The organism is Sphingorhabdus contaminans (assembly GCF_007280415.1).
In the GTDB taxonomy this organism is placed as follows: Bacteria; Pseudomonadota; Alphaproteobacteria; order Sphingomonadales; family Sphingomonadaceae; genus Sphingorhabdus_B; species Sphingorhabdus_B contaminans.
Genome location: NZ_VKKU01000001.1, coordinates 146998 through 172224 on the forward strand (window position 1 = coordinate 146998; position 25227 = coordinate 172224).

A 25227-nucleotide genomic window follows, 5' to 3' on the forward strand; every position below is an offset into this window, starting at 1 on the left:
ATTTTCCCCCTTTATTGCCTTTGCCAATTGAGGGGCGTTTTGGCACGGGCAAGACAACAGACGAGTTTTGGAGGCGACATGACCCAATATGTGTTTCGGTTCGGCGGCGGTGTTTCGGACGGTGACGAAACGGTTCGCGGCAACAAGAACCTGTTGGGGGGCAAGGGTGCCAATCTTGATGGCATGGCATCCATTGGTCTGCCGGTTCCTCCCGGTTTCACCATTACGACCGAAATGTGCACCGCCTATTATGCCAATGGCCAGACCTTTCCGGAAAGCGTCCGGGCCGAAGTCGCAGGCGGCATTGCGCATATTGAGCAGGTGACCGGCAAAAGTTTTGGCGATCCGGCCAATCCGTTGCTGGTATCTGTCCGTTCGGGTGCACGCGTGTCGATGCCCGGGATGATGGATACGGTGCTGAATCTCGGCCTCAATGATGCCACGGTGGAGGGGCTTGCCACTTCGTCGGGCGATCCCCGCTTTGCCTGGGACAGCTATCGCCGCTTTATCCAGATGTATGCCGATGTCGTCCTTGAACTCGACCATGGAGCTTTTGAAGAGGCGCTGGAAGTCGCGAAGGAAGATCAGGGCTATTATCTCGACACCGAATTATCGGCCGACGATCTGAAGGCTCTGGTTGCGACATATAAAAAGCTGGTCGAGGCCGAATGGGGCAAGCCCTTTCCCCAAGATGTGCATGACCAGCTTTGGGGTGCGGTCGGCGCGGTGTTCGGATCGTGGGAATCGGACCGGGCGAAAGTCTATCGCCGTCTGAACAATATCCCCGGCGACTGGGGCACGGCGGTCAATGTGCAGGCTATGGTCTTCGGAAATATGGGTGAGACATCGGCCACCGGCGTTGCCTTCACCCGCGATCCGGCCACGGGCGAAAATGCCTATTATGGCGAATATCTGATCAACGCGCAGGGCGAGGATGTCGTTGCCGGTATCCGCACGCCGCAATATCTGACCAAGGCGGCACGCGAGCGCGCAGGCGCCAAGCCGCTGTCGATGGAAGAGGCGATGCCCGGCGTTTATGCCGAATTGGCGCGCGTTTTTGAAATCCTCGAAACCCATTATCGCGACATGCAGGATATCGAGTTCACCGTTGAGCGTGAAAAATTGTGGATGCTGCAAACCCGTTCGGGCAAGCGCACCGCAAAAGCGGCGCTGAAAATTGCGGTGGACATGGCAGAGGCCGGCTTGATCAGCACGGACGAGGCGGTGCTGCGGGTTGATCCGATGGCGCTGGACCAGTTGCTGCATCCCACATTGGATCCCAACGCACCGCGCGATGTGCTGACATCGGGCCTGCCTGCATCCCCCGGTGCGGCATCGGGCAAGATCGTGTTCGACGCCGACACGGCAGAGCGTTTCAACGATATGGGCGAATCCGTCATCCTGGTGCGCATCGAAACCAGCCCCGAAGACATTCATGGCATGCATGCCGCCAAAGGCATATTGACCGCCCGCGGCGGGATGACCAGCCATGCGGCGGTTGTGGCACGCGGCATGGGGCGGCCTTGCGTATCCGGCGCGGGTAGCCTGCAGATTGACGCGGCGGCGCGGGTCCTTCGGATCGCGGGCCGCACCTTGACCGAAGGTGACATATTGACGCTCGACGGATCGACGGGCGAGGTAATGGCGGGCGAGGTTCCCACCCTGCAGCCGGAACTGGTTGGCGATTTCGGAACCCTGATGGTCTGGGCCGATGCCGGTCGCCGCATGAAGGTGCGGGCCAATGCGGAAACGCCGCTTGATGCACAAACCGCACGCGATTTCGGCGCGGAAGGTATCGGCCTGTGCCGGACCGAGCATATGTTCTTCGACGCCAGCCGCATTACGGCCGTTCGCCAGATGATCCTGGCGGAGGATGAAAAAGGCCGCCGCGCCGCGCTCGACAAGTTGCTGCCCGAGCAGCGCAAGGACTTTACTGCCATTTTCGAGGTGATGGCCGGGCTTCCCGTTACCATCCGCTTGCTCGACCCTCCCTTGCACGAATTCCTGCCGCATCAGGAAAGCGAATTTGCCGAGGTGGCGGAGGCAGCGGGTGTCGGGGTCGAGGTGCTCAAGCAACGCGCGGCCGAACTGCATGAATTCAACCCCATGCTGGGACATCGCGGTTGCCGTCTGGGCGTTACCTATCCCGAAATCTACGAAATGCAGGCCCGTGCGATTTTTGAGGCGGCCTGTGCGCTCGACGTTGCGCCGGTTCCCGAAATCATGATCCCGCTGGTGGGTACCAAGCGCGAACTGGAATTGATGAAGGAGGTTGTCGACAAGGCAGCGGAAGCGGTTTTTGCAGAGCAGGGCAAGCGCATTGAATATCTGGTCGGTACGATGATCGAACTGCCGCGCGCCGCCCTGATGGCGGATGAAATCGCCGAAGTCGGCAGCTTCTTCAGCTTCGGCACCAATGACCTGACGCAAACGACGCTGGGTGTCAGCCGCGACGACGCCGCCCGTTTCCTGACGCATTATGTCGATAAGGGCATTTACGCCCGCGATCCTTTTGTCAGCCTTGATGTAGAAGGCGTCGGGCAGCTTATCGATATTGCCGCGACCAAGGGCAAGGCCACGCGCCCCGATATCAAGCTCGGCATCTGCGGCGAACATGGCGGCGATCCCGCGTCCATTGCTTTCTGCGAAAAGGTCGGCCTCGATTATGTCAGCGCTTCGCCCTATCGTGTGCCCATCGCACGGCTGGCTGCGGCACAGGCGGCTCTTGCCAAGAAGTAGGCGACATGCTTAGTCTCCCCTAAAAAGGGGGGAGAGGCATGAAAAGCTGGCATCGTTTTGCCATTTGCGTGACGCTTGGGCTTATAGGTGGCGCCGCGTTCGCGGTTCATCAGGTGCGTGGGGGTATGGCCAATGGCACAATATCCAACGGTCCATGGACGACAGGCAAGAGCTTCGGCACCGCAGATGCTTCGGCTCTTACGCGCGCTAAGGTAGCGCTTTCCGGTCTATTGGCGCTGCCAGCGAAAGAGGCCATGTATTTCACCGCCAAAGTCGACAGCGACGGCAAGCCGCTCGACGGGCGCTGCACCTATCTGGTCAGCGGAGGAAAGCTTGATGGCCGCTGGTGGAGCATTACGCTCTATGAAGGCGAAGGCTGGCTCGTGAAAAACAGCGCCAACCGCTGGTCTGTTCCGGCAAGTGCGGTGGATCAGGCCGAAGACGGGATTTGGTCCTTAACCATGGCACCGGACCGGCAAAGCGGCGTCTGGTTGCCTACAGGCGAAGTCCCGGCCTTTGATCTGACGCTCAGGCTTTACCATCCTTCACCGGCAGTAATCGGCAATCCGGCAAAGGCGATGCTTCCGGCCATCAAACGACTGGGGTGTGCGTGATGCGGCAGTGGTTATTTCCGATTGTGGCAGCGGTTGCGGTGGCCGCAGGTGCCTATCAAGCGACGTTGCTGGCCACACCCTATGTCCTGATGAACGCGGCAATCAAAAAGGTTGGGGAACGGGGGCCGGAAAACCGTTTCGCCTTCGGGCACATGGCGACGGCGGACAACCAGCCTATCGTGCGGCCAAGCCCGGACCTTTCCTATTCCACCTGTGCCTTTAATCTGGCGAAAGGCCCGGTGCTGATTGATGTGGAACCGGTTCCCGACCGCTATTGGTCCGTCAGTATCTTTGATGCCCGCACCGACGTCGCTGCGGTCCGCAGTGACCGCGACACCGGGGGCAAGGCGGCCCGGCTTGCGTTGGTCAAAGACGGACAAAAGGCACCCGCAGGTTATGAACCGGTGCGGCTGGACCATGACCGCGGGATCGCCCTTATCCGGATATTGCTTGCCGATCCGGCAGAATTCCCGGTCATTGATGCCATCCGCCGGAAATCGACCTGCAAGGTGCTGTAAGGCGAAATTAGGTGTTGCACATGGGCAGCGACCTCCCTAATAGCGGCGCTCCACGCACCCGTAGCTCAGCTGGATAGAGCATCAGACTACGAATCTGAGGGTCGGGCGTTCGAATCGCTCCGGGTGCGCCATTTTCTCTCACTGCCCAATTCCGTTCGCCTCGAGCGCAGTCGAGAGGCTAACTGATTTATGCGCCAAAACGGTGTCTCGACTTCGCTCGGCACGAACGGCTATGGGAAATTATGAACGCCAATCGCAAATCCGCCATTGTTCTGTTGTCCGGTGGTCTCGACTCTATGGTCGTGGCCGGACTGGCGCGTGAGGCGGGCTATGCCCTGGTTGCGCTGACCATCGATTATAACCAGCGGCACCGCGTCGAACTGGAATCGGCCACCCACATTGCCCGACATCTGGATGCGATCGAACATATCATCCTGCCGCTCGACCTGACCCGCTTTGGCGGTTCGGCCCTGACTGCGGATATTGATGTGCCCAAGGAAGGTGTCGAGGAAGACGCCATCCCGGTCACCTATGTGCCTGCCCGCAACACCATCTTTTTGTCGCTGTGCCTTGGGCTGGCCGAAGCACGCGGTGCGCGTGATCTCTGGATCGGCGTCAATGCGCTCGACTATTCGGGTTACCCTGATTGCCGTCCGGAATTCATCCGCTCATTCGAAGCAATGGCCAATCTGGCGACGAAGGCCGGGGTGGAGGGGGATGCGTTCACGATCCACACGCCGCTTTTGCATATGAGCAAGGCTCAGATCGCGACCGAAGCGGCGCGCCTCGGGCTGGATGCAGGCATGAGCTGGTCCTGCTATGATCCGACCCCGGATCACAAAGCCTGCGGCAAGTGCGACAGTTGCCGCCTGCGCGCCAAAGGTTTCGCTGATGCAGGGCTGGTCGATCCGACCATTTACGCATGAGTTACGCGGTCAAGGAAATATTCCTGACGTTGCAGGGTGAGGGCGTGCATGCCGGACGCCGTGCTGTGTTCCTGCGGTTTGCCGGATGCAATTTGTGGACCGGCCGTGAAGAGGATCGTGCAAGCGCCATCTGCCAGTTCTGCGATACCGATTTTGTGGGCATGGACGGCGAAAATGGGGGCCGCTATTCCGCCGATGAAATTGCGACCAGGGTAGCAGAGCTTTGGGGCGAAAGTCAGTCGGACCGTTATGTCGTGCTCACCGGCGGGGAACCGATGCTGCAGGTCGATGATGCACTGGTCGACGGTCTGCATGCGCGGGGTTTTACGATCGCCATCGAAAGCAACGGCACGATCGAAACGCATCCCCGGATCGACTGGGTGTGCATCAGCCCGAAAGCAGGGTCCGAAGTCGTACAGCGCAGGGGAGACGAACTGAAGCTCGTCTGGCCGCAAAATGGCAGCGATACCGACGCCATGGCGCACTGGAACTTCGCCAACTTTCTGATCCAGCCGATGGACAGCGGAGACAGCGCGACGAATCAGGCGCATGTCGAAGCCGCCACCGCCTTTGTCATGGCCCATCCGAAATGGCGTTTGTCCTTGCAAAACCACAAGATTTTGGGCCTCCCTTAAAAGTTGGTAAATCTGCTTGAATTGCAGCCTTTAAGGTGACAGTCTCCTCCTCGGAGAGCAAAAGGGGAGAGCTGCCATGGCAAGAGCCGAGCACGCAACCATTAGGGTGCATAAAAGCTATTCGAAACGGATGTCCGATCATGTGGCCTTTGCGCTGGTCGCATATACATTGGCGCTGATATTTCTCGTGACGCCGCGAATGGAAAGCGACGGGACGTCCATATTTCCTTATTTCCTGCTGGTGATCCTTGTGGCGGCGGTGATTTCACCGTGCCGCAATCTGGAGCGGCGCTGGCAAGCGTTGCAAGCCACGGACAATGGCGATGGCAGTCTCGACGGGCGTTATAAGGCGGATCGTGCAAAGCTTTGGTTCGCAGCAATTGCGTTGCCGGTCGTCTTTGCGCTCATTTGCCATATGATTGCTAGCGTCGCCTGATTGACGCTCTTGCGCCCCGCGCCTAAGCGGGGACTATGCTAAAACCAAAAGAAGCGCTCGAGCGCGCAGAGAATCTTGTTTCCCAAGCTGTAAAAGCAGGCGCCGATGCCGCCGACGCCGTTTATGTGTGCGATGCATCGACCGAGGTGCAGGTTCGGCTCGGCGCTCTTGAAGATGTGGCGCGGTCGGAAGGCGAAGAAATCGGCCTCCGGGTTTTCGTCGGGCAGCGTTCTGCCACCATTTCATCTTCGAGCCTCAATCCGTCCATTTTGGCAAATCTGGTTTCGCGCGCCATCGATATGGCCAAGGAAGCGCCCGAGGACCAATATGCAGGACTCGCCCCGCAAGATCTTTTGCTGAAGGGTGCCGTGCCGGATCTTGATGTGGATGACGGACAAGATCCCGATCCGGCGATGCTGCGTGCGTCCGCTCTGGAATGCGAAGATGCCGCCCGCGCCGTTGCCGGGGTGACCAACAGTGAAGGGGCCGGTGCCAGTGCCGCACGGTCCATTTTCGCGCTCGCCACCAGCCATGGCTTTGCCGGTGTGAAATCGTCGACCGGCTACGGTCTGTCCGCAAGCGTTCTGGCAGGTGAGGGGGATGCGAAAGAGCGTGATTATGACTGGCGTTCCGCGCGCCATCTCGCCGATCTGGACAGCGCCGCAGCGATTGGCACGAGGGCCGGTGAACGCGCGGTCCGGCGGGTAAATCCGGGATCGGTAAAAAGCGGCGCGATGCCCGTCATATTCGATCCACGTGTCGGCAGTTCGCTGGTCGGGCATTTGCTGGGGGCAATTTCGGGTTCCTCGATAGCACGCAAAACGAGCTTCCTGCTCGACGCCAATGGCACCGCCTTGTTTGACAGCAGCATTTCGGTGATCGATGATCCCCTGCGTCCGCGCGGCCTTGCCAGCCGTGCATTTGATGGCGAAGGCCTGCCGACAAAGCGGCGTGCCATCATTGAAAAGGGCGTGCTTACAGGATGGCTTATGGAAAGCGCCTCGGCACGGCAACTGGGTCTGCAACCGACCGGTCACGCCAGCCGCGGCGTCAGCGGGGCACCTGGCGTCAGCACATCCAATCTGCATTTGGAAGGCGGATCGGTAAGTGTTTCCGACCTGATCGGTGACATTAAATATGGCGTCTATGTCCATGAACTTGTTGGACAAGGTGTCAATCTGGTAACCGGCGACTATAGCCGCGGCGCCGCCGGATTCCTGATTATCGATGGCGAGATTGCAGGGCCGGTCAGCGAATTCACCATCGCCGGCAATCTGAAAGACATGTTTGCCGCAATGGTTGCCGCCGACGATCTGGAGTTCATCCGCAGCAATAACGTCCCCACTTTGCGGGTCGACGGGATGATGATTGCGAGTGCCTGAGCCGATCGTTGATCGTGCGGCGGTGATTGCCGCTGTTGAGCAGGCGGGCGCTCTGGCAATGACCAGTTGGCGCGACGGCGCTGCGCCCGACACGCGCGTCTGGTCAAAAGGTAATGACAGCCCGGTCAGCGATATCGATATGGCGGTGGATGCTCTGTTGAAAGAGCGCCTGACGCAAATTCTGCCCGAAGCAGCCTGGCTGTCGGAGGAAACGGCGGACGATGCGGCACGACTGGATTCGCGATTGCTGTGGCTTGTCGACCCGATCGACGGCACGCGTGATTATGTTCGGGGACGAAATGGCTGGTGCGTTTCGGTGGCGCTCGTTGCGGACGGAAAGCCGCATTTTGCGATCATGGCCGCGCCCGCGCAGCAGAAATTATGGGTGGCCGCACATGGCGAAGGGGTAACCTGCAATGGCGACCGTCTTACCGGATGCGCGCGGCAGGAATTTGCGGGCGCGCGTGTGCCCGCCGATGATCTGCCGAAAATCGACCATGATCTGGTCACGGTGACCAAACCCAACAGCATCGCGATGCGCATGACCATGGTTGCGTGCGACCGCGCCGATCTGGTCGCGACGCTCCGCTGGGGCCATGAATGGGACGTTGCGGCGGCACATCTGGTGGCGCAAGAGGCTGGAGCGGTGGTGACCGACGCCCTGGGCCAGCCACTGTCCTACAACAAACGTGATCCCCGCGATTTCGGATTGATATGCTGCGCACCGGGAATTCACGAGGCGGCGGTTCAGCGGCTTGAGGACCGGGCGCGCAAATATATGGCGCCCTGAAACTAATCCCTTGGCCGTGTCCAAAGACCGCTTCGGTCCATTGGGCGGGGATTATTGGCAACAGCGTCGGCAAAGGCCGTTTTGACCCAGCGAAATTTTTCCGGACGACTGGTATAGATCCGCTGATCCCACGCATGTTCGCCCGCACTGCGGACCTGCCGCGCGATGTCGCCATAAATGCCCGCGGCCGAAAGTACCGCCCAGCGTGCACGGAAGGGAAGTTCGACCGCCCCCACACGTGCCGAAGCTTCATATTGTTCGGCCTCGTCGGCGAGCCAGCGGCCCATCAGCGCGAGTTTCTTGCGGTTGTGCGGACGCATATGTTCGCCGGGCGAAATATCCAGGGTCGCCAGCCAGTCGTCGGGCAGATAACAGCGCCCCGCGGCATCGTCTTCGGCAATGTCGCGGGCGATGTTCGCCAATTGGAAGGCAAGGCCGAGGTCGCAGGCACGATCAAGCGTTGCCTCCTCATCAGGGGATACGCCCATCACCACGGCCATCATGACGCCGACCGCGCCAGCGACATGGTAGCAATAGCGATACAGGTCATTTTCCCGCCGCGGGTGCCAATCGGCGGCGTCCAGCGCAAAGCCCTCGATCACGTCGTCGGCCATTTTGGCAGTCAGTCCGCATTCGCGTGCGACGATGCCGAGGCAATCAAAGGCAGGCTCGCCGGTCGGCTTACCATCCAGCGCCTTTGCCGTCAGGTCACGGATGATCGCGAGTCTTTCCATCGGGTCATCGACAACGCCCATAGCGCCGCCATGGTCCTGTCCGTCGGCCATATCATCGCATTTGCGGCACCAGGCATAGAGCAGCCACACGCGTTCACGCGTCGCGCGGTCGAACAGGCGGCTGGCAAAACGGAAGGATTTGGAACCGCGCGCGATGCTTTCCTGCGCGAAAGCGACGAGCGCGGCGCGGTCAGTCACAAATCATCCGCCTTCATCTGGAAGATCGTTTTGTGGGGCACATAGTCCCTCATTTTGCCAAGCAGACCATCGAGCGTGTCGTCGACGAGCATGATGCCGGCATGTTGAGGACGGATGAAGCCGACATTGATCATCTTCGCATTGAACGCGATCAGCTCATCGTAAAATCCGGCCACGTTCAGAACGCCCACCGGTTTCTGATGATAGCCGAGCTGTGACCAGCTGATCGCCTCCCACAATTCATCCATCGTGCCGACGCCGCCCGGAATGGTGATGAACCCGTCCGACAAATCGGTGAAGCGCGCCTTGCGTTCGTGCATGCCGGAGACAACATGCAATTCGGTGCAGCCTTTGTGCGCCACCTCCGCGCCGACCAGGGCTTCCGGGATGATGCCAATCACTTCGCCGCCGGCCTCCAGCGCGGAATCCGCAACCGCACCCATCAGGCCCAGCCGGCCACCGCCGTAGACGACCCCGATGCCGCGTTCCGCAAGCCCGCGGCCGACGCTGCGCGCTGTTTCGATATAGATGGGGTCTTCAGGTGTTGCCGAACCGCAATAAACCGCAAGTCGCTTCACTATTTTGCTTCCTCCAACATCAGCTCTGCCGTGGCCTTGGCACTTCCTACAACGCCGGGAATTCCTGCACCGGGATGCGTACCTGCGCCGACAAAGTACAGGTTGGAAATTGCATCATCGCGGTTATGCGCGCGCATATAGGCCGATTGCCACAGCACCGGCTCAAGGCTGAAGGCGCTGCCGAGATGCGCGGACAGGTCGCGTCCGAAATCGGCTGGCGTATAATGGAACTGGGTCATGATCCGCGAACGGATGTCGGGGATCAGGCGGCGTTCGAGTTCGTCCAGAATCCGCTCCGTCATGGCAGCGCCCACATCGCCATCCCAATCCAGCGGCGCTTTGCCCATATGGGCCACCGGCGCCAGAACATAGAAGGTCGAACATCCTTCGGGGGCAAGGCTTGGGTCCGTGACCGTGGGATGGTGCAGATAGAGCGAGAAATCCTTGGGCAGGATACCGTTCTTGTAAATATCGTCGAGCAGTCCCTTGTAGCGCGGGCCGAACAGGATCATGTGGTGGGGAATTCCGGGCCATGTGCCTTTGATGCCCAGATGCAGCACGAACAGCGAAGGCGACCAGCTTTTCCGGTTCAGCGATTTCGCCGCCCGCTCGCCCCGCTTGTTGCTGGTCAGCAGATCCCGGTATGTGTGCATCAGGTCGCCGTTGGACGCCAGCATGTCGCAGTCCATCCGCCAGCCCGATTTGGTCCGCACGCCTGTTACCTTGTCACCGCGCGTTTCGATTTCTTCGACCGGATCGGCGAGGCGCAGGGTGCCGCCAAGGCGTTCGAAATGGGTGACCATTGCCGCAACCAGCCGGTTTGTCCCGCCCTTGGCAAACCAGACGCCGCCATCTTTTTCAATGGTATGGATCAGCGCGTAAATCGCGCTGGTCGACATGGGATTGCCCCCAACCAAAAGCGTATGGAAGGACAAAGCCTCGCGCAGCTTTTCATCTTTCACGTATGACGAAACAATCGAATAGACCGAACGCCACGCCTGATATTTCATCAGGGCAGGGGCGGCTTTGATCATCGATGCAAAATCAAGGAAGGCAACAGTGCCGAGCTTTTGATAGCCTTCCTTGTACACACCCTTCGAATATTCGAGGAACTTGCGGTATCCTTCGACATCTTCGGGGTTCAGTTTCTCGATTTCCGCTTTCAACCCGGGGACGTCGTTGGAATAATCGAAATTGGTGCCATCGGACCAGTTCAGCCGGTAGAAGGGGAAGACCGGCATCAACTCGATATCGTCGGCCATCTTGTGGCCGGACAAGGCCCATAATTCTTCAAGGCAGGGCGGGTCGGTGATGACGGTGGGCCCGCCATCAAAGGTGAAGCCGTCCTTTTCCCAATAATAGCCGCGGCCGCCGGGCTTGTCCCGGGCTTCGACTATGGTGGTCGCGACGCCAGCGGATTGCAAACGGATGGCGAGCGCAAGTCCCCCAAATCCGGCACCTATGATTGCTGCGGTTTTCATTTCTTTTTGCTCCGGATCGCGGTGATGGCTTTCCCGATGGGAATGGGCGGCTTGCCAGTCAGAATGCGCGCCTTGTCACCGGGCGTCGTATTCCCCGCATAGAAGCGTTCGATCAATCCGGGCTTTAACCTGTAGAAGCGTTCAAGGATTTTGTAGCGATCCGCCGCTTCCGCACCCCGGAACAGCATGCGGTTCAGCATGCGGTAGAATTTGCCATTTTGCCAATGCTCCTGCGCACGCTGGCGCATCACCATGTTCAGCTTGTCCCCGTCCAGATCGGGTTGTTCGGCAATGAAGATGGCATTGCGCACGGCGTCGGGCAGGGAATAGCTGGTCACCGCCTGGAAAAAAGCACCGCGCGCGCCGGCCTTGGCGGTTCGTCCGCTGCCGCTCGCCCAGTAATTTTCAAGGTCGCCGCCCATCACCACCGGTAATACGCCGCTTTCCTCGCGCACCACGCGTTCGACTTTCCAGCCATTGGTGTCCGCATATTCGGCAATACGCTGCCGGTAACGGCGGGCGTCGTGGGCGGGCGTGTCGCTATAATAGGTGTCCTCCACAAAAATCTTGTCCATGCCAAAGGGCAGGACATAGACGAAACGGTAGCCGTCAAACTGTTCCACGGTAGCGTCCATGACGATCGGCTTCGTCAGATTGTGGGGTTCGGACAATTGCATCAGTTGCCCGGTAAACTTCTGCCAGCCGCAATCCAGATGGTTGAGATCGCCCGCACCGCGCACGTCGATGACCCCTCCGGCATTGATACGCTGCGCACCGTCAAGCACGACCAGCCGGGGGGATACGGCCTTTACCTCCCGCCCCAGCATCAGGGCAGATGAAGGCAGGCTGTGGCGCAAAACCCAGTCCAGCCGTTCCGACTCAATGGTGTAATAAATATTGTCTAGCTCGCGGCTATGCGCGGGGAAACGCACTTCATAACCGGACCAGCCATAGGTGACGAGCGGCGCCGTCAGCCAGCGATGCTCCGGCAATATGTCGCTCGCAAAATAGCTCCAGATATGGTTGCCGCCAAAGCTGTCGCCCTGTTCGATAAGCACGATTTTCAGTTCGGGACGCATCTTTGCGAGCGCAAGGGCGATCAAACCACCCGCAAGACCGCCACCGACAATCGCAAAATCACATTTAATATTTTCTCGGTTCACCCCCCGGCCCTAGCGCAGGCCCTTTGCAAGGGGAAGGGTTGTCCCAAGGAAATACACAGCTTTCTGCATGGTTGACATTCTAAGGGTGGGAAGAGAGCAAGGGCATATGGCGCACAAGGCAAAAGTGATTGCGATTTACAGTTTGAAAGGCGGTGTCGGGAAAACCACGCTGGCCGTCAATCTGGCGGCGGAGGCAGCACTGCGTCGCGGGCGCAAGACCTTGCTGTGGGATCTCGACCCTCAGTCGGCGGCAAGCTTTCTCCTGCGTCACGAACCGGAGAAAAAGGCCAAGGCCCGATCTGTTTTCGAACGTGATATCGAGCCCGGCAAACTGATCGTGTCGACACAGATCAAGGGACTGGATCTGTTGCCTGCGGATATTTCGCTGCGCGGTCTGGACAGTTTCTTTCACGCGCTGGGAAAGAAAAAGCGGTTGGCCAAAATCGTCGAGGATATTCGCCATGACTATGACCGCATATTTCTCGATTGCCCGCCGGGCCTGACAGAAACAAGCGAGCAGATGATGCGGGCGGCCGACATCATCCTGGTTCCTGTCATTCCTTCGCCGTTGTCGCGCCGCGCGCTGGACGAGGTCGTCGCGCATCTGCACGGCCACCACAAGGGCCATGCCCCGCTGCTGCCGGTCTTTTCCATGGTTGATCGCAGGCGGAACCTGCATGCCACGGCGCTCGCTTCAAATCCTGACTGGCCGCGCGTGCCCATGGCCAGCGCTGTCGAGCAGATGGCGCTTCACCGCGCGCCGGTCGGGCTTTTTGCGCACCGTTCACCGGCTGGCGAAGCTTTCCATATGCTTTCGGGTGCAATTGAGCGTAAGCTTGCCAAATTGCAGGGATGAAATAGCTTTTTCACAAGGGGGGGGATATGCGCAGAAAATGGCTTTTGGCAGTGCTCGGGGTGGCGGCATTGGCAGGTACGGTCGGCTATGTGAAGCGTGACGCCATTGCCATGAACCTGCTTCATCGGGGTGCCGAAGCGGCGATGGCCCGCAATACGCTTGCCGCTTTGCCGAAGGATCAACTGCATGTCGCCTTTTGCGGCACCGGTTCCCCGCTTCCCAGCCGCGACCGCGCGGCGGCGTGCACGGCTGTTATTGCCGACGGACGGATCTTTGTTTTCGACATGGGGGAGGGGGCCGGTGAAACCCTGTCGCTGATGGGCTTGCCGCTCGAAAAGATCGAGGGTGTATGGCTGACCCATTTGCACAGCGACCATTTTGAAGGCCTCGGCCCGTTCACCCTGCAACGCTGGGCTGGCAGCAGCGCTGCGACGCCGCTTCCCGTATCGGGCCCCGAAGGCGTTGAAGAGATTACCAATGGCTATAACGCCGTCTATCGCATCGATTCCACCTACCGCATCGCGCACCATGGCGCCGATGTCGTAAAACCTGCGGGCTTTGGCATGACCGGTAAGGCAATTGCCCCGGGGTTGGTCTATGATGACAATGGCGTCCGCATTACCGCCTTCGCCGTCGATCATGACCCCATAAAGCCCGCCTTCGGCTACCGTGTCGACTGGAAAGGACGCAGCGTCACCATCAGCGGCGATACCGCCTACACCCCGGCACTGGCCGCCGCCGCCAAAGGGTCGGACCTGTTTGTCAGCGAGCTGCTGTCGCCGCGCATGGTCAAGATTCTGGAAAACAGCGCGCGTAAGGCGGGCAATAGCAATCGCGCCAAAATCTTCAGCGATATCCAGAACTACCATATCAGCCCCGAACAGGCCGCCGATGTTGCCAAAGTCGCAGGTGTCGGCATGCTTGCCTTCACCCATATTGTTCCATCGGTGCCAGGGCCGCTGGAATTTGCGCTGACCGGCACGGCATCGGCGAATTTTGCAGGCCCCATAAAGGTCATGCATGACGGTGATGTCATCAGCATATCGGGCAAGAATGAATTCAAAACTCAGAATTTGCTAAGTCGCTAATTGCCGGAGTAAGGGAAGGCCATGGATTACGCTCTTCCCATACTGCTATCCGCATTGGCGATGACCCTGATTGTGAGTGTCCGCTACCTAGTGGTGAGCGGGGCTTTCGCATGGGCAACGCGTATCCGGCATCCCCGGCTATATGCCGGACTGGAACCGCAGATGCGGCGCGAAATCGGATGGAGCCTTGCCAGTGCCGCCATATACGGAATTCCGGCAGGCATCGTCGCCTGGGGTTGGGATAGCCAGGGCTGGACGCTTATCTACCGCAACATGTCGGACTATCCGATCTGGTATGTGCCCTTGTCGATCTTCCTTTATCTGTTCGCGCACGACACATGGTTTTACTGGACCCACCGGCTCATGCATCGTCCGTGGTGGTTCAAAAAGGCGCATGCCGTCCACCATGAAAGCCGGCCACCCACGGCATGGGCCGCAATGTCGTTCCACCCGTGGGAGGCGCTGACCGGCGCGCTTGTTATCCCTATTTTGGTGTTCATCATTCCCATTCATGTTGGCGCAATTGGCGTTGTGCTGAGTGTAATGACGGTTATGGGTGTAACCAACCATATGGGCTGGGAATTATTTCCCCGATTCATGGTTAACGGGAAATTAGGAAATTGGCTGATAACAGCAACGCATCACCAGAAACATCACGATGCGTATCGGGGGAATTATGGGCTTTACTTCAGGTTTTGGGATAAAATGTGCGGCACCGATCTCGGTCTTGGGGATTGGGGCAGCAGCCCTTCTCGCGGGAACAGCGCTTAACGCAACCGGGTCAACCTCCACTCTGGACGTCAACATCCACGGCCTGCGCAGCATGAAGGGCAATGTCCTCGTCTGTGTTACCGCCAACCCCAAATATTTCCCGGATTGCAGCAAGGACCCCAAAAGCTACCGCGCAAAGGTTGCCGCGCGGGACGCCGAAAATGTGAGTTTTCAGGGTCTGGCCAAGGGCACTTATGCTGTCGCCCTGATCCACGACGAAAATGCCAATAGCAAGATGGATATGGCGGTTTTCCTGCCCAAAGAGGGTTTCGGCTTTTCGCGCAATCCGGCGGTCGTCACCGGTCCGCCCAAGTTCAAGGCCGCTGCCTTTGCCGTCGATGCCGATGAAGTCAGCCAGCGCGTCAAAATGAAATATATGCTCTGACTGCGGTCCTGTGCGATAAGCATGGAACCAATCATGGGGACGGGGTGTTTGTCGCCCTGATAACCGCGGGAGCATTTCATGCCATTTTCCAAGATTCTAGCAACAAGTTGTGCCCTTTTCGCTCTGGGCATCAGCCCGTCGGCCTTTGCCCAGGCGCAAGAGGTGGAAACGGCAAAGGCCGACGCCCCTGACCGCGGTGTTTTTGCAGGCGACTGGCTCACCATCGGTGTCGGTGGTGGCTATGGGCCAAGCTACGAAGGCTCCGACGATTATGTCCTGTTTCCCGCGCCCCTCGCGCAAGGCAGCGTCGATGGATTTGATTTTGGCGCTCGTGGTCCCGGCCTTTATGTCGATCTGGTGCGTGACACCAATTCCGAAGGTAATGTGAAGTTTCTCGCAGGGCCGCTCGTCCGTGTCCGCACCGACCGCAACAGCAATATCAAGGACGCGGTCGTCCGTTCGCTGGGCAAAAGGGATGTTGCGGTTGAAATCGGCGCGACGGCTGGCGTTTCCTTTTCAAAAATGCTCAATCCCTTTGACACGCTGACCCTGTCGTCGGATGTGCAGTGGGACGTCGCCAAAGCGCATCGCGGTCGCCTGATCAGCCCCAGCATCAGCTATTCGACACCGCTATCCACCGCCATTTTCACAAACCTCAGCCTGTCGGCGACCCATGTCGACGGCAATTATGCCGACACCTATTACAGCATCGATGCCGCGGGCAGCGCTGCGAGTGGTCTGCCGGTATTTGACGCCAAAGGCGGTTGGAAAAGCTATGGCGCATCCTTGCTCGGCGGGGTTGATCTGTCGGGTGATGCACGCGACGGCGGCTGGGGCGTGTTCGGCCTTGTCAGCTATTCCCGTCTGACAGGCGATGCCAAACGGTCGCCGGTGACATCGATCCGGGGCGATGCGGACCAGTGGTTTCTGGCCGGCGGCATCAGCTACACATTCTGAAACGGACTTTAACCAGTTGGAAATGGTGATTGGGGCATAGTGGAGCCAATAAAAGGGGCTCGCACATGATCCACGAACGCCAAGAAGACATGCGGAACGACGCAAAAGCCGTCGGTTACAGCCGCGAAAGCCGCGCGAGCTGGATCGGCTCGAAGCTGGCCCAGACGACGGGAATCGGTATCGACCAGCTTGATGCGGTCCACAATTATATGTGGCTGCGCATCCTTCAAAACAACGCCGCAACCCCGACCGCCACCAATGAGGCGGATCATCTGGCCATGCACATCGTAAAACTCGCCCTCCTCGCCGAAACCGCCGCTGCCGATGGCGGCCCGAAGGCGGCAATGGCAGCGGTCATGGAAGCAAGCGGTAACGAGGTCGACCCCCTTCTGGCCCAGAATTTCCTGCGGCTCGCCAGTTCCTCCATATTCTGGATGGCGCTGGATTCAGGAGGTGGCGCGCGGGGTATTCAAGCCAACGCCTAAATCGCGTTAACAGGTATGCGGAAATAGACGTGGCCGCCCGGGGATGCCGGGGGCATGGCTCCCGCGCGGATGTTTACTTGCAGCGATGGCAGGATAAGCAGCGGCGCTTCCAGTGTCTTGTCGCGTGCGGTCCGCATTTCGACAAATTCGGATTCCGATATACCGTCATGCGCGTGGATATTTGATGCCCGCTGCGCCGCGACGCTGGTTTCCCAGCGATAGTCGGTGCGTCCGGAAGGCAGATAGTCATGACCAACGAAAATTCGCGTTTCCGGCGGCAAGGACAGGATTTTTCGGATAGATTTGTACAAGGTCTCGGCATTTCCCCCCGGGAAATCCACGCGGGCGGTGCCATAGTCTGGCATGAATAGCGTATCGCCGACAAAAGCTGCGTCACCGATGACATAGGTCAGGCATGCCGGCGTGTGGCCCGGCGTATGCAGAACCTCGATCTGTAATGATCCAAGAGGCAGGCTGTCGCCTTCGGCAACCAGACGGTCAAACTGGCTGCCGTCGGGAATGACGTCGTCAGCTTCGAACAATGTCGCAAATATCGTTTGGACCTGCGTGATATGATCGCCGATGACGACAGGTGCGCCGGTGACATCGCGCAGATGATGCGCCGCGGATAAATGGTCAGCATGGGCATGGGTTTCGAGCAGATATATGATCTCAAGGCCCTGCGCGTTTGCCGCCGAAAGCAAGGCATCGGATGATGCCGTCGTCACGCGTCCGTTGCGGGGCGTGAAATCCAGCACAGGATCAATAATTGCCGCCTTCTTGGTGACGGGGTCGTGGACAATATAACTTACCGTATTTGTGGCGTTGTCGAAAAAGGCCTGGACGGAAGGTTGCATGAGTCGTCTCCTTATTCTCATATATTAGCACTTGCTAAATTAGAATCAATGAATATAAATAGGCTATGTTTGACACATCACGTTTCGATCTCTCCCTGTTTGAAGAAAGCGCCGGCCGCGCCGCTAACCTGCTTCGTCTATTAAGCAATGAACGGCGCCTCATGATCTTGTGCCAGTTGGCAGAAGGGGAATTATCCGTCGGCGCGATCCAGTCGCGGGTCGGGTTGTCGCAATCCGCGCTGTCGCAGCATCTGGCCCTCCTGCGGGAGGATGGCGTCGTGGCCACCCGCCGGGAGCGTCAGACCATCTATTACAAGATCGTTGATCACGCCGCGCTGCGCATCATCGAAACCCTCGCAGAACTTTTCTGCCCCCCTGAATTAAGGACAAAATCATGACCGCTGCCTTGCATAAACTTTCGCCACGCGAAGTGCAGGATCGGCTGGATGCCGGTTATGCAATTCTTGTAGATATCAGAGAGACCGATGAATTTGCGCGCAGCCACATCAAAGGGGCGCAGTCCACGCCGCTTTCGATGTGGGAAAAGGCGCATCTAAACGTTGATCCCGACACAGATGTTATCTTCACCTGCCGTTCGGGTATGCGCACGGCGGGGGCCTGCGATCGCCTGGCGGCGCGGGTGAAAGGCGATGCCTATGTGCTGGATGGTGGCGTAGATGCGTGGGCCAAGGCAGGCCTGCCTGTCGAAACCGACGCCGATGCACCGATGGAAATCATGCGCCAGGTCCAGATTGCGGCGGGTTCGCTGGTGTTGCTTGGCGTCATTCTCGGCTTTGCCATCGCCCCCATTTGGTTTGCACTTTCGGGCTTTGTAGGTGCCGGGCTGGTTTTTGCCGGTGTCAGCGGATTTTGCGGCATGGCAAGGCTGCTTATGCTCGCCCCCTGGAACCGTGTGAAAGCCGCCTGAAGTGGCCATTGAATCGCTCCTTCTGGCAGGGTTGGGCGGGGCGCTCATCGGTCTTTTGCTCACCTTGTTTGGCGGAGGCGGCTCGGTGTTGGCCACGCCCTGGCTCATCTATGTCGTCGGGCTGACCGATACCCATGCGGCCATCGGAACGTCGGCTGCCGCCGTTGCTGTCAATGCCGCAACAGGCTTGGCGGCTCAGGCGCGGGCGGGGCGGGTCAAATGGCCGTGCGCCATCACCTTCGGAATTGCAGGCCTCGCCGGTTCGCTTGTCGGCGCGCATTTCGCAAAGCAGGTTGATGGCCAAGCGCTGCTCACATGGTTCGCGTTCGCCATGATTGCCATCGCGCTGTCGATGCTCCTGCCAAAGAAGAGCGCCGGTGATCCTTCGGTTCGCTTGACGCCGCCGATGGTATTGAAACTGGCGCCGATTGGCTTGCTTGCCGGACTGGCTGCCGGATTTTTCGGAATTGGCGGCGGCTTTCTGATTGCACCGGGTCTTATGGCCTCGACGGGGATGACGCTGGCAAATGCCAGTGCATCCTCTCTGGTATCGGTCAGCCTGTTTGGCGGTGCAACCAGCCTGTCTTATGCCGCGTCGGGGCAACTGGTCTGGCCGCTGTTCGGTGCTCTTGTAGTGGGCGGGGCAGGGGGTACGTTGGCTGCATTGCCTCTGGCAAAAATGCTCGAAAGCCGCGTGGCTTTGGCACGGGCGATATTCGCACTGATGGTTATTGCGGTGGCTGTCTTTATCTTACTGCACTGAAATCTGTTTAGGGATTACGATCCCACCAGAAACATGTTGATCGTCAGCCGTCCCTTGCGCGGGTCGGGGGACAGGGCGGATGGATCGGGGATGATGCCCGAATGCAATTGCCGTCCGCGGTAGAGGACCAGCCGGTCGGGCACGGCCTCCACCTCGTCGATCAGCTCGAACCAGTCGGTATCGCCATAGCAATAGCGGGCCGGGGGCATACCATAGGCGCGTTCATCCTGGGCGAGCGCGGCGTTGTAACGATCCTCGCGATCGGGCGTTACGGTTTCAAAACCGGTCCGGCGGTGGCGGTAAAAGGCGGTGCCGCCGCTTTCGGGACCCATCAGATAATGCATGATCGCAATGACTTCGCCGCCTGCATGGTCATAATGCGGGATGCGCTGGAGCGGGGAGAGTTCGGACTCCGCTTGCGTGACCAGTGAAAAGGTCGATGCGTCCAGCCGCACGCCACGGGTAAAGCCGAACACGCGCTGCATGACCTGCATCATCAGGTCGCGCCGCCGGTCGAGATAGCTGGGGTCTGCCCAGGACCGTATGCCGGGATAGGAGGCGCCCGCATGCTGATAGGGTGCGGCATAGCCGGCCTGCAGCAATTCGTCCGCCATACCGCTGAAGCCGTCAATGATGACCAGCGGCTCGCCTTCGCGGCCCATGGCGCGGACGTTGATCCTGGGTTCGGGCAATTCCATGGCGACCACATGGGGGAGCGGACGGGCGCAAGTCAACAGCCGCCTCTCGACAGCGCGGGAGAGAAGGCCTATCACCGGACCATCCCCGGGGAGTCGTGTGACTGAGAGGCAGGTGTAACGCCCTGCGACCCGCTGAACCTGATCCCGTTGACGCGGGCGTAGGGAGGGAGCGGCACCCGAAACCCGCGCTCTCCTTATCGATATTATGGAGAGTAGACATGGCAGACATCCCCGCTAGAACCGAAATCGGCGTTACCACTGGACCCATTCGTGGCAGCAAGAAAATATATGTGGGCGAGCGCCGCGTGGCGATGCGCGAAATCCACCTTGAACCCACCAGCGGGGAGCCGCCTGTGCGGGTTTATGACACCAGCGGTCCCTATACCGATCCCAATGCCCTGATCGATATCAGCGCCGGTTTGCCCGAGATCCGCAAGGACTGGATCCGCGCCCGCGGCGATGTCGAGGAGGTTGCCCAGCGCGAGGTGCGTCCCGAGGATAATGGACAGCTCGGCCCCGATCGCAGCGGCGGCGTCGCGCCATTTCCCAATGTCCGCAAAAAGGTGCTGCGCGCCCGGCCGGGGATGAATGTCAGCCAGATGCACTATGCCCGCCGCGGCATCATCACGCCCGAGATGGAATATGTGGCGGAACGCGAAAATCTGGGCCGTGCGCGGCTGGCGGAATATGTCCGCGACGGCGAAAGCTTTGGCGCGGCCATTCCCGATTATGTGACGCCCGAATTTGTGCGGGACGAGGTCGCGCGCGGGCGGGCGATCATCCCCAGCAACATCAACCACCCCGAAAGCGAGCCGATGGCCATTGGCCGCAACTTTCTGGTGAAGATCAATGCCAATATCGGCAACAGCGCCGTCGCCTCCGACGTGGCGTCCGAGGTGGACAAGATGGTCTGGTCCATCCGCTGGGGCGCGGACACGGTGATGGACCTGTCGACGGGGCGCAATATCCACGACACCCGCGAATGGATCATCCGCAACAGCCCCGTGCCGATCGGCACCGTGCCCATTTACCAGGCGCTGGAAAAGGTTGGCGGTATTGCGGAGGACCTGACCTGGGACATCTTCCGCGACACGCTGATCGAACAGGCCGAACAGGGCGTCGACTATTTCACCATCCACGCAGGGGTCCGTCTGCCTTACGTCCCGCTCGCCGCCAAGCGGGTGACCGGCATCGTGTCGCGCGGGGGCAGCATCATGGCGAAATGGTGCCTTGCCCATCATAAGGAAAGCTTCCTCTACGAACATTTTGACGAGATCACCGAGATCATGAAGGCCTATGACATTGCCTACAGCCTCGGCGACGGTCTGCGTCCCGGCTCCATCGCCGACGCCAATGACGAGGCGCAATTTGCCGAGCTCTACACGCTGGGCGAACTTACCCACCGCGCGTGGAAAGAGGATGTGCAGGTCATGATCGAAGGTCCGGGCCATGTGCCCATGCACAAGATCAAGGAGAATATGGACAAGCAACTGGAGGTGTGTGGAGAGGCGCCCTTCTACACCTTGGGACCGCTTACCACCGACATTGCGCCGGGCTATGACCATATCACCAGCGGCATCGGCGCGGCGATGATCGGCTGGTACGGCACGGCCATGCTCTGCTACGTCACGCCCAAGGAGCATCTGGGCCTGCCCGACCGCGACGATGTGAAGGTCGGCGTCGTCACCTACAAGCTGGCCGCCCATGCCGCCGACCTTGCCAAGGGCCACCCCGCCGCAAAGGTCCGCGACGACGCGCTCAGCAAGGCCCGCTTCGAATTCCGCTGGCGGGACCAGTTCAACCTCAGCCTCGATCCCGACACGGCCGAGCAGTATCACGACCAGACTTTGCCCGCGGAAGGCGCGAAGACCGCCCATTTCTGCAGTATGTGCGGCCCCAAATTCTGCTCGATGAAAATCAGCCAGGAAGTGCGCGACTTCGCCCGCCTGCAAAACCAGCCCGCCACCGAATTCGTTGCGGCAGAAGAGGCCGAGGCCGGCATGGCGGAAATGAGCAAGGTCTATGACGAAACTGGCCGCGAACTCTACATGGGCGCGGGAGACCGCGAGCACGACTAGGCCAGCTTAAGCCAGCCCCCTGCGATTGTCACACCGACAGTTGCAGGCGGTTGCGGCCGGCGTTCTTCGCGGCGTAGAGCGCCATGTCGGCGCGGCTGAGCAGGGTGTCGAGCGTTTCGCCCGGGCGGCTGACCGCAAGGCCGAAACTGGCGGTCACATGGATCAGCCCCTGCGGCGTGATCAGCGGCATCGCCTCCAGCTGCAGGCGCATCGCCTCGATATGCGCCTGTGCCGCCATGGCTGCCGCCCCGCGTTCGTCATGGGGCAGGGGAAAGAGCAACCCGAACTCCTCCCCACCCAGACGGGCGAGCAGAGCCTCCTTGGGCGCGGCACTGCGCAGCACCTCGGCGGCATGCTTCAACGCATTGTCGCCGCCGGCATGGCCGATCCGGTCGTTGATCTTCTTGAAATGGTCGATGTCGATCATGGCGAGCATATGGGAACTGTCCGTGCCCAGCCGCGCGGTGGCGGCATCGACAAAGGACCGGCGGTTATGGAGCGCCGTCAACGGATCCAGATGCGCCAGCTTGTCGAGCCGCTCATTCGCCTTTTTCAGCTTCCAGCTTAAAAAAGCGACAAAGCCGTAGGAGGGCGGCGCCACCAGCAACGGAATGATCGCCGCCACCATCATGGTCGTGGCATAATCGGCGGTCCCGCTGATCTGGAAACTGATATGCGTGGCAAGCAGCGACGCGATGACGGAAAAGGCAACGACGCCAATCCCCGTCAAAACCAGCCTCAACTTTGTCGCCGCGATATTCATCTCATCCATAAAGCCTATAAACGACCGCCCGCGCCTATCTTTGATAGGGAAGGCGGAAGTTTATGATGCAGGGAGAATGATTAATATTTTGGGTGGTTGGGGGTGGTGAAGGAGTTCGAGATTCTTGCGATGTGTGAATTATTGCTCGAAATTTCGATAAAATGTGCGATTAGTTTCCGATACGATTATCTGACTGGTCAGTAATTTGAACAAATTGAAAAGGGGCTATGGTGACTGACCGTTTATTTTCTCAAAAAGTAGATCCTTGGCTTTTGCGAGGAAACCCCCAAGTTACTGAACTTTTAAACGGTCTTCGTGGGAGCTTTGAAGTAACATGGGCGGCTGAACGTATAGCTTATGGCACGAAAATGTTATGTTTCATTCTAAAGCCACATGACATTATTAAAGAAACATTTGGTTTTGAGCGCGAGATTGCATTATTTGTTTCTCGTTTCCCTTTCGTCGAGCCGAGGACATTTCAAGCCATCGACCAATTTTGTCATGAAAGCCCGCTCCATGAACGGGTCGATCCAAGCGTTGTAATACTGAACTCCCCTGATAATCGCATGCTCGAAAAAATAAATAACCAGCAGAGCGAGTACCCACAATCGCGAATGATTGTCGCGCTAAGTGACGCCATACTATCGAAAGCTGTCGATGATAGGTGGGCCATAAACAACGGAATAAGTGAAGTTCTATTCATAAGAGACCTATTTAATTATAAGTTGCCGGTTCAGCCTAGTCAGTATTTTTACGGTCGTGAACAAGTTATATCTACATTGGTAGATGGGGTTAGAAAGTGTCAAAATAGTGGCTTATTTGGGTTGAGAAAGACCGGAAAAACATCAATATTACTAAGGGTATTAGATATATTGCATCACGATAGGACCACATACCAAGTATTTATAGATTGTAAGAAAAGGTATATTAGAAAACTTACATGCGACGGCTTAATTGCAAGGCTAGTAAAACAGATCGATCAAATATTTAAATCAAATATTTCTGCTCAGCTAGAAAAAGGAATAGATGCAACAGAAGTCTTAGAGAATGCTATTCGAAAAATACCCAACGGCCGTCGGCTATGTATTGTATTTGATGAAATTGAATACATCACTCCATTATCGCCGACTGACTTGCAATGGAAAGAAGAATTTGTAGATTTTTGGCAAGCGGTTTGGGCAATTCAGTCTGAGACTCAGAAGCTATGCTTCATTATTTGCGGCGTTAATCCTTCAATTTGTGAGATAGATAGATTTGCTGACGCAAAAGGAGGTGGCTCCGTCCAAAATCCAATGTTTGGCATCGTAAACGTGCAATATTTGCACGGTCTCGGGCGTAATGCTTTAGCCGATATGATGCATTTCTTTGGAAAACGGATGGGGCTTCGTTTTTCGGAAGAAGCAATCCAGTATGTTTTTGACCGATTTGGCGGTCATCCACTGCTATCACGATTAGCGTGTTCATTTTACCATGAAACTTTGCTGGCGCGTTCCGAACGCAGGCCTATTGAAATCTCCCGGGCTATCGAGGAGAGAATGGAAGCAGAGTGCTATGCGGAAATATCAGCATATTGCGAGCATGTTGTGTCCGAAGTGCGAGAATTTTATCCGGATGAATTTGAACTTTTGAGTTTAGCAGCTCGAGGAGAAGCGGAGCAATTTTTGGATCGCGCTAGGTCTGGTCGGGGACTTGCTCATATTCGTAACTATGGCTTACTCGAACAAGTAGATGCAGGTAAGCCGATAGTGCTGATCCCGGTACTACGGCAATATTTGCAAGAGCAATTCAAGAGAGAGTCGGGCGAGAGGCATTTCAGGGTCATGCTGCAATTCGAAGCAAGGCCGTCTTGGTTAGAGCGAAAAAAACGCTCTCTTGACGAAGACATTTGTATTCTAAACGAAGAACTTAGAGCTACGGGTATGTACGATCTTTTTCCTGGGGGAAGTTTGCGGAAGATTAGCGATTTATTGAGATTAGACGTAGTTCAGACTCAATCTGATTTGACCAACTTCCTGGTTGTTATTAATAGAATTTTCGTAGAAAATATTGAACGTCATTTAAAAGATAGCGGACGTAAACTGTTTGTAGATGTAAAGTCGGATTTTCCGCATCTTTTTGAAGCATTGATGAGAATCAAGCTATATCGGCACTACTCAGGGCACATTGAATTAGATGACAGTTGGTTGCAACGATTTAAGTCTTACGTAGCAAATGATTTCGGTGACTTGGGTGAGAGCGTTTTTGTGGAATGTCCATTTTTGGTTCAACAAGTTGTTTTGGAAGAAATGCATGTCGGTTTGCAGTATGAAATTGCGCGATATTGATTAATGCGTCATCTATATTTAATTACACTGATCTAACTTGGCCATATGTATTGGAATCTATGTAAAAAGGATTGCTATTA

The 25227-nt window shown here is 57.8% G+C and carries 26 protein-coding genes, 1 tRNA gene and 1 riboswitch; of the genes, 20 read left to right on the forward strand and 7 right to left on the reverse strand.

The window, feature by feature from the left end:
- Positions 1-78 precede the first annotated feature (78 nt).
- From ppdK to FOM92_RS00785, 9 genes are all read left to right on the forward strand, one after another.
- On the forward strand, positions 79-2739 hold the full coding sequence (ppdK, locus tag FOM92_RS00745) for a pyruvate, phosphate dikinase (protein WP_143774880.1): 2661 nt from the start codon (positions 79-81) through the stop codon (positions 2737-2739).
- A 38-nt stretch (positions 2740-2777) separates the two neighbouring features.
- A complete protein-coding gene (locus FOM92_RS00750) occupies positions 2778-3353 on the forward strand; it encodes a DUF1214 domain-containing protein (protein WP_143774881.1) in 576 nt (191 codons plus the stop codon).
- Complete coding sequence (locus tag FOM92_RS00755; protein WP_143774882.1) at positions 3353-3871, forward strand: DUF1254 domain-containing protein; 519 nt, start codon at positions 3353-3355, stop codon at positions 3869-3871. The genes FOM92_RS00750 and FOM92_RS00755 overlap by 1 nt, the downstream gene beginning before the upstream one ends.
- 54 nt (positions 3872-3925) lie before the next feature.
- A tRNA-Arg gene (locus FOM92_RS00760) sits at positions 3926-4002 on the forward strand.
- A 111-nt stretch (positions 4003-4113) separates the two neighbouring features.
- On the forward strand, positions 4114-4797 hold the full coding sequence (gene queC, locus FOM92_RS00765) for a 7-cyano-7-deazaguanine synthase QueC (RefSeq protein ID WP_143774883.1): 684 nt from the start codon (positions 4114-4116) through the stop codon (positions 4795-4797).
- Positions 4794-5432 (forward strand): 7-carboxy-7-deazaguanine synthase, encoded by a 639-nt coding sequence (queE, locus tag FOM92_RS00770; RefSeq protein ID WP_143774884.1) that lies wholly within the window; start codon positions 4794-4796, stop codon positions 5430-5432. Before queC ends, queE begins: the two co-directional genes overlap by 4 nt.
- Positions 5433-5508: 76 nt before the next feature.
- Positions 5509-5868, forward strand: a complete 360-nt coding sequence (locus FOM92_RS00775) for a hypothetical protein (RefSeq protein ID WP_143774885.1) — start codon at positions 5509-5511, stop codon at positions 5866-5868.
- Positions 5869-5903: 35 nt separating this feature from the next.
- Positions 5904-7250 (forward strand): TldD/PmbA family protein, encoded by a 1347-nt coding sequence (locus FOM92_RS00780; RefSeq protein WP_143774886.1) that lies wholly within the window; start codon positions 5904-5906, stop codon positions 7248-7250.
- Positions 7243-8040, forward strand: a complete 798-nt coding sequence (locus FOM92_RS00785) for a 3'(2'),5'-bisphosphate nucleotidase CysQ (protein WP_143774887.1) — start codon at positions 7243-7245, stop codon at positions 8038-8040. Before FOM92_RS00780 ends, FOM92_RS00785 begins: the two co-directional genes overlap by 8 nt.
- A 2-nt stretch (positions 8041-8042) precedes the next feature.
- Here FOM92_RS00785 and FOM92_RS00790 read toward each other — a convergent pair whose 3' ends face one another.
- From FOM92_RS00790 to crtY, 4 genes are read right to left on the reverse strand one after another with little or no spacing between them, the layout of a single operon-like run.
- On the reverse strand, positions 8043-8972 hold the full coding sequence (locus FOM92_RS00790; protein ID WP_143774888.1) for a phytoene/squalene synthase family protein: 930 nt from the start codon (positions 8970-8972) through the stop codon (positions 8043-8045).
- The gene (locus tag FOM92_RS00795) at positions 8969-9550 is read right to left on the reverse strand and encodes an LOG family protein (RefSeq protein ID WP_143774889.1); all 582 of its coding nucleotides are present in this window, start codon (positions 9548-9550) and stop codon (positions 8969-8971) included. The genes FOM92_RS00790 and FOM92_RS00795 overlap by 4 nt, the downstream gene beginning before the upstream one ends.
- The gene (locus tag FOM92_RS00800) at positions 9550-11031 is read right to left on the reverse strand and encodes a phytoene desaturase (RefSeq protein ID WP_143774890.1); all 1482 of its coding nucleotides are present in this window, start codon (positions 11029-11031) and stop codon (positions 9550-9552) included. The genes FOM92_RS00795 and FOM92_RS00800 overlap by 1 nt, the downstream gene beginning before the upstream one ends.
- Entirely contained in the window at positions 11028-12194 is a 1167-nt protein-coding gene (crtY, locus tag FOM92_RS00805; protein ID WP_211347330.1) for a lycopene beta-cyclase CrtY, read from the reverse strand. The genes FOM92_RS00800 and crtY overlap by 4 nt, the downstream gene beginning before the upstream one ends.
- A 106-nt stretch (positions 12195-12300) precedes the next feature.
- On the opposite strand from crtY, the gene FOM92_RS00810 reads away from it, so the two are divergent.
- The 6 genes from FOM92_RS00810 (at position 12301) to FOM92_RS00835 (ending at position 16736) form a co-directional block, all read left to right on the forward strand.
- Positions 12301-13050, forward strand: coding sequence for a ParA family protein (locus FOM92_RS00810; protein ID WP_143774891.1), 750 nt, complete (start codon positions 12301-12303; stop codon positions 13048-13050).
- A gap of 26 nt (positions 13051-13076) precedes the next feature.
- Entirely contained in the window at positions 13077-14138 is a 1062-nt protein-coding gene (locus FOM92_RS00815; RefSeq protein ID WP_143774892.1) for an MBL fold metallo-hydrolase, read from the forward strand.
- Between the two features lie 21 nt (positions 14139-14159).
- A complete protein-coding gene (locus tag FOM92_RS00820) occupies positions 14160-14909 on the forward strand; it encodes a sterol desaturase family protein (protein WP_143774893.1) in 750 nt (249 codons plus the stop codon).
- A 34-nt stretch (positions 14910-14943) separates the two neighbouring features.
- A complete protein-coding gene (locus FOM92_RS00825; RefSeq protein ID WP_281285585.1) occupies positions 14944-15294 on the forward strand; it encodes a DUF2141 domain-containing protein in 351 nt (116 codons plus the stop codon).
- 78 nt (positions 15295-15372) lie between these two features.
- Positions 15373-16251, forward strand: coding sequence for a MipA/OmpV family protein (locus FOM92_RS00830; RefSeq protein WP_143774895.1), 879 nt, complete (start codon positions 15373-15375; stop codon positions 16249-16251).
- A gap of 65 nt (positions 16252-16316) precedes the next feature.
- Positions 16317-16736: a hypothetical protein gene (locus tag FOM92_RS00835; RefSeq protein WP_143774896.1), complete on the forward strand. Its 420-nt coding sequence runs from the start codon at positions 16317-16319 to the stop codon at positions 16734-16736.
- Here FOM92_RS00835 and FOM92_RS00840 read toward each other — a convergent pair.
- Positions 16733-17593: an MBL fold metallo-hydrolase gene (locus FOM92_RS00840; protein ID WP_143774897.1), complete on the reverse strand. Its 861-nt coding sequence runs from the start codon at positions 17591-17593 to the stop codon at positions 16733-16735. The genes FOM92_RS00835 and FOM92_RS00840 overlap by 4 nt on opposite strands.
- Before the next feature lie 65 nt (positions 17594-17658).
- On the opposite strand from FOM92_RS00840, the gene FOM92_RS00845 reads away from it, so the two are divergent.
- The 3 genes from FOM92_RS00845 to FOM92_RS00855 are packed head-to-tail and all read left to right on the forward strand — an operon-like array spanning position 17659 to position 19284.
- Positions 17659-17991 (forward strand): ArsR/SmtB family transcription factor, encoded by a 333-nt coding sequence (locus FOM92_RS00845; RefSeq protein WP_143774898.1) that lies wholly within the window; start codon positions 17659-17661, stop codon positions 17989-17991.
- Positions 17988-18521, forward strand: coding sequence for a rhodanese family protein (locus FOM92_RS00850; RefSeq protein WP_143774899.1), 534 nt, complete (start codon positions 17988-17990; stop codon positions 18519-18521). Before FOM92_RS00845 ends, FOM92_RS00850 begins: the two co-directional genes overlap by 4 nt.
- Before the next feature lies 1 nt (position 18522).
- The gene (locus FOM92_RS00855; protein WP_246087104.1) at positions 18523-19284 is read left to right on the forward strand and encodes a sulfite exporter TauE/SafE family protein; all 762 of its coding nucleotides are present in this window, start codon (positions 18523-18525) and stop codon (positions 19282-19284) included.
- A gap of 14 nt (positions 19285-19298) precedes the next feature.
- On the opposite strand, the gene FOM92_RS00860 is transcribed toward FOM92_RS00855, so the two are convergent.
- A complete protein-coding gene (locus FOM92_RS00860; protein ID WP_143774900.1) occupies positions 19299-20057 on the reverse strand; it encodes a DUF6445 family protein in 759 nt (252 codons plus the stop codon).
- A 1-nt stretch (position 20058) separates the two neighbouring features.
- Positions 20059-20164, forward strand: a riboswitch (TPP riboswitch).
- Between the two features lie 36 nt (positions 20165-20200).
- On the opposite strand from FOM92_RS00860, the gene thiC reads away from it, so the two are divergent.
- Entirely contained in the window at positions 20201-22060 is a 1860-nt protein-coding gene (thiC, locus tag FOM92_RS00865) for a phosphomethylpyrimidine synthase ThiC (RefSeq protein ID WP_143774901.1), read from the forward strand.
- Between the two features lie 28 nt (positions 22061-22088).
- Here thiC and FOM92_RS00870 read toward each other — a convergent pair whose 3' ends face one another.
- Positions 22089-22832 carry a GGDEF domain-containing protein gene (locus tag FOM92_RS00870; protein WP_143774902.1) on the reverse strand — a complete coding sequence of 248 codons (744 nt, stop codon included), beginning with the start codon at positions 22830-22832 and terminating at the stop codon, positions 22089-22091.
- Between the two features lie 218 nt (positions 22833-23050).
- Here FOM92_RS00870 and FOM92_RS00875 point away from each other — a divergent pair, with 218 nt between their 5' ends.
- Positions 23051-25147 carry an ATP-binding protein gene (locus FOM92_RS00875; protein ID WP_143774903.1) on the forward strand — a complete coding sequence of 699 codons (2097 nt, stop codon included), beginning with the start codon at positions 23051-23053 and terminating at the stop codon, positions 25145-25147.
- The last annotated feature ends 80 nt before the right edge of the window (positions 25148-25227 follow it).

Bases quoted from the DNA above. Each gene is read 5' to 3' on its own strand.
- ppdK (WP_143774880.1), top strand. From the start codon at position 79: ATGACCCAATATGTGTTTCGGTTCGGCGGCGGTGTTTCGGACGGTGAC.
- FOM92_RS00750 (WP_143774881.1), top strand. From the start codon at position 2,778: ATGAAAAGCTGGCATCGTTTTGCCATTTGCGTGACGCTTGGGCTTATA.
- FOM92_RS00755 (WP_143774882.1), top strand. From the start codon at position 3,353: ATGCGGCAGTGGTTATTTCCGATTGTGGCAGCGGTTGCGGTGGCCGCA.
- queC (WP_143774883.1), top strand. From the start codon at position 4,114: ATGAACGCCAATCGCAAATCCGCCATTGTTCTGTTGTCCGGTGGTCTC.
- queE (WP_143774884.1), top strand. From the start codon at position 4,794: ATGAGTTACGCGGTCAAGGAAATATTCCTGACGTTGCAGGGTGAGGGC.
- FOM92_RS00775 (WP_143774885.1), top strand. From the start codon at position 5,509: ATGGCAAGAGCCGAGCACGCAACCATTAGGGTGCATAAAAGCTATTCG.
- FOM92_RS00780 (WP_143774886.1), top strand. From the start codon at position 5,904: ATGCTAAAACCAAAAGAAGCGCTCGAGCGCGCAGAGAATCTTGTTTCC.
- FOM92_RS00800 (WP_143774890.1), bottom strand. From the start codon at position 11,031: ATGAAAACCGCAGCAATCATAGGTGCCGGATTTGGGGGACTTGCGCTC.
- FOM92_RS00810 (WP_143774891.1), top strand. From the start codon at position 12,301: ATGGCGCACAAGGCAAAAGTGATTGCGATTTACAGTTTGAAAGGCGGT.
- FOM92_RS00815 (WP_143774892.1), top strand. From the start codon at position 13,077: ATGCGCAGAAAATGGCTTTTGGCAGTGCTCGGGGTGGCGGCATTGGCA.
- FOM92_RS00820 (WP_143774893.1), top strand. From the start codon at position 14,160: ATGGATTACGCTCTTCCCATACTGCTATCCGCATTGGCGATGACCCTG.
- FOM92_RS00830 (WP_143774895.1), top strand. From the start codon at position 15,373: ATGCCATTTTCCAAGATTCTAGCAACAAGTTGTGCCCTTTTCGCTCTG.
- FOM92_RS00835 (WP_143774896.1), top strand. From the start codon at position 16,317: ATGATCCACGAACGCCAAGAAGACATGCGGAACGACGCAAAAGCCGTC.
- FOM92_RS00840 (WP_143774897.1), bottom strand. From the start codon at position 17,593: ATGCAACCTTCCGTCCAGGCCTTTTTCGACAACGCCACAAATACGGTA.
- FOM92_RS00845 (WP_143774898.1), top strand. From the start codon at position 17,659: ATGTTTGACACATCACGTTTCGATCTCTCCCTGTTTGAAGAAAGCGCC.
- FOM92_RS00850 (WP_143774899.1), top strand. From the start codon at position 17,988: ATGACCGCTGCCTTGCATAAACTTTCGCCACGCGAAGTGCAGGATCGG.
- thiC (WP_143774901.1), top strand. From the start codon at position 20,201: ATGGCAGACATCCCCGCTAGAACCGAAATCGGCGTTACCACTGGACCC.
- FOM92_RS00870 (WP_143774902.1), bottom strand. From the start codon at position 22,832: ATGGATGAGATGAATATCGCGGCGACAAAGTTGAGGCTGGTTTTGACG.
- FOM92_RS00875 (WP_143774903.1), top strand. From the start codon at position 23,051: ATGGTGACTGACCGTTTATTTTCTCAAAAAGTAGATCCTTGGCTTTTG.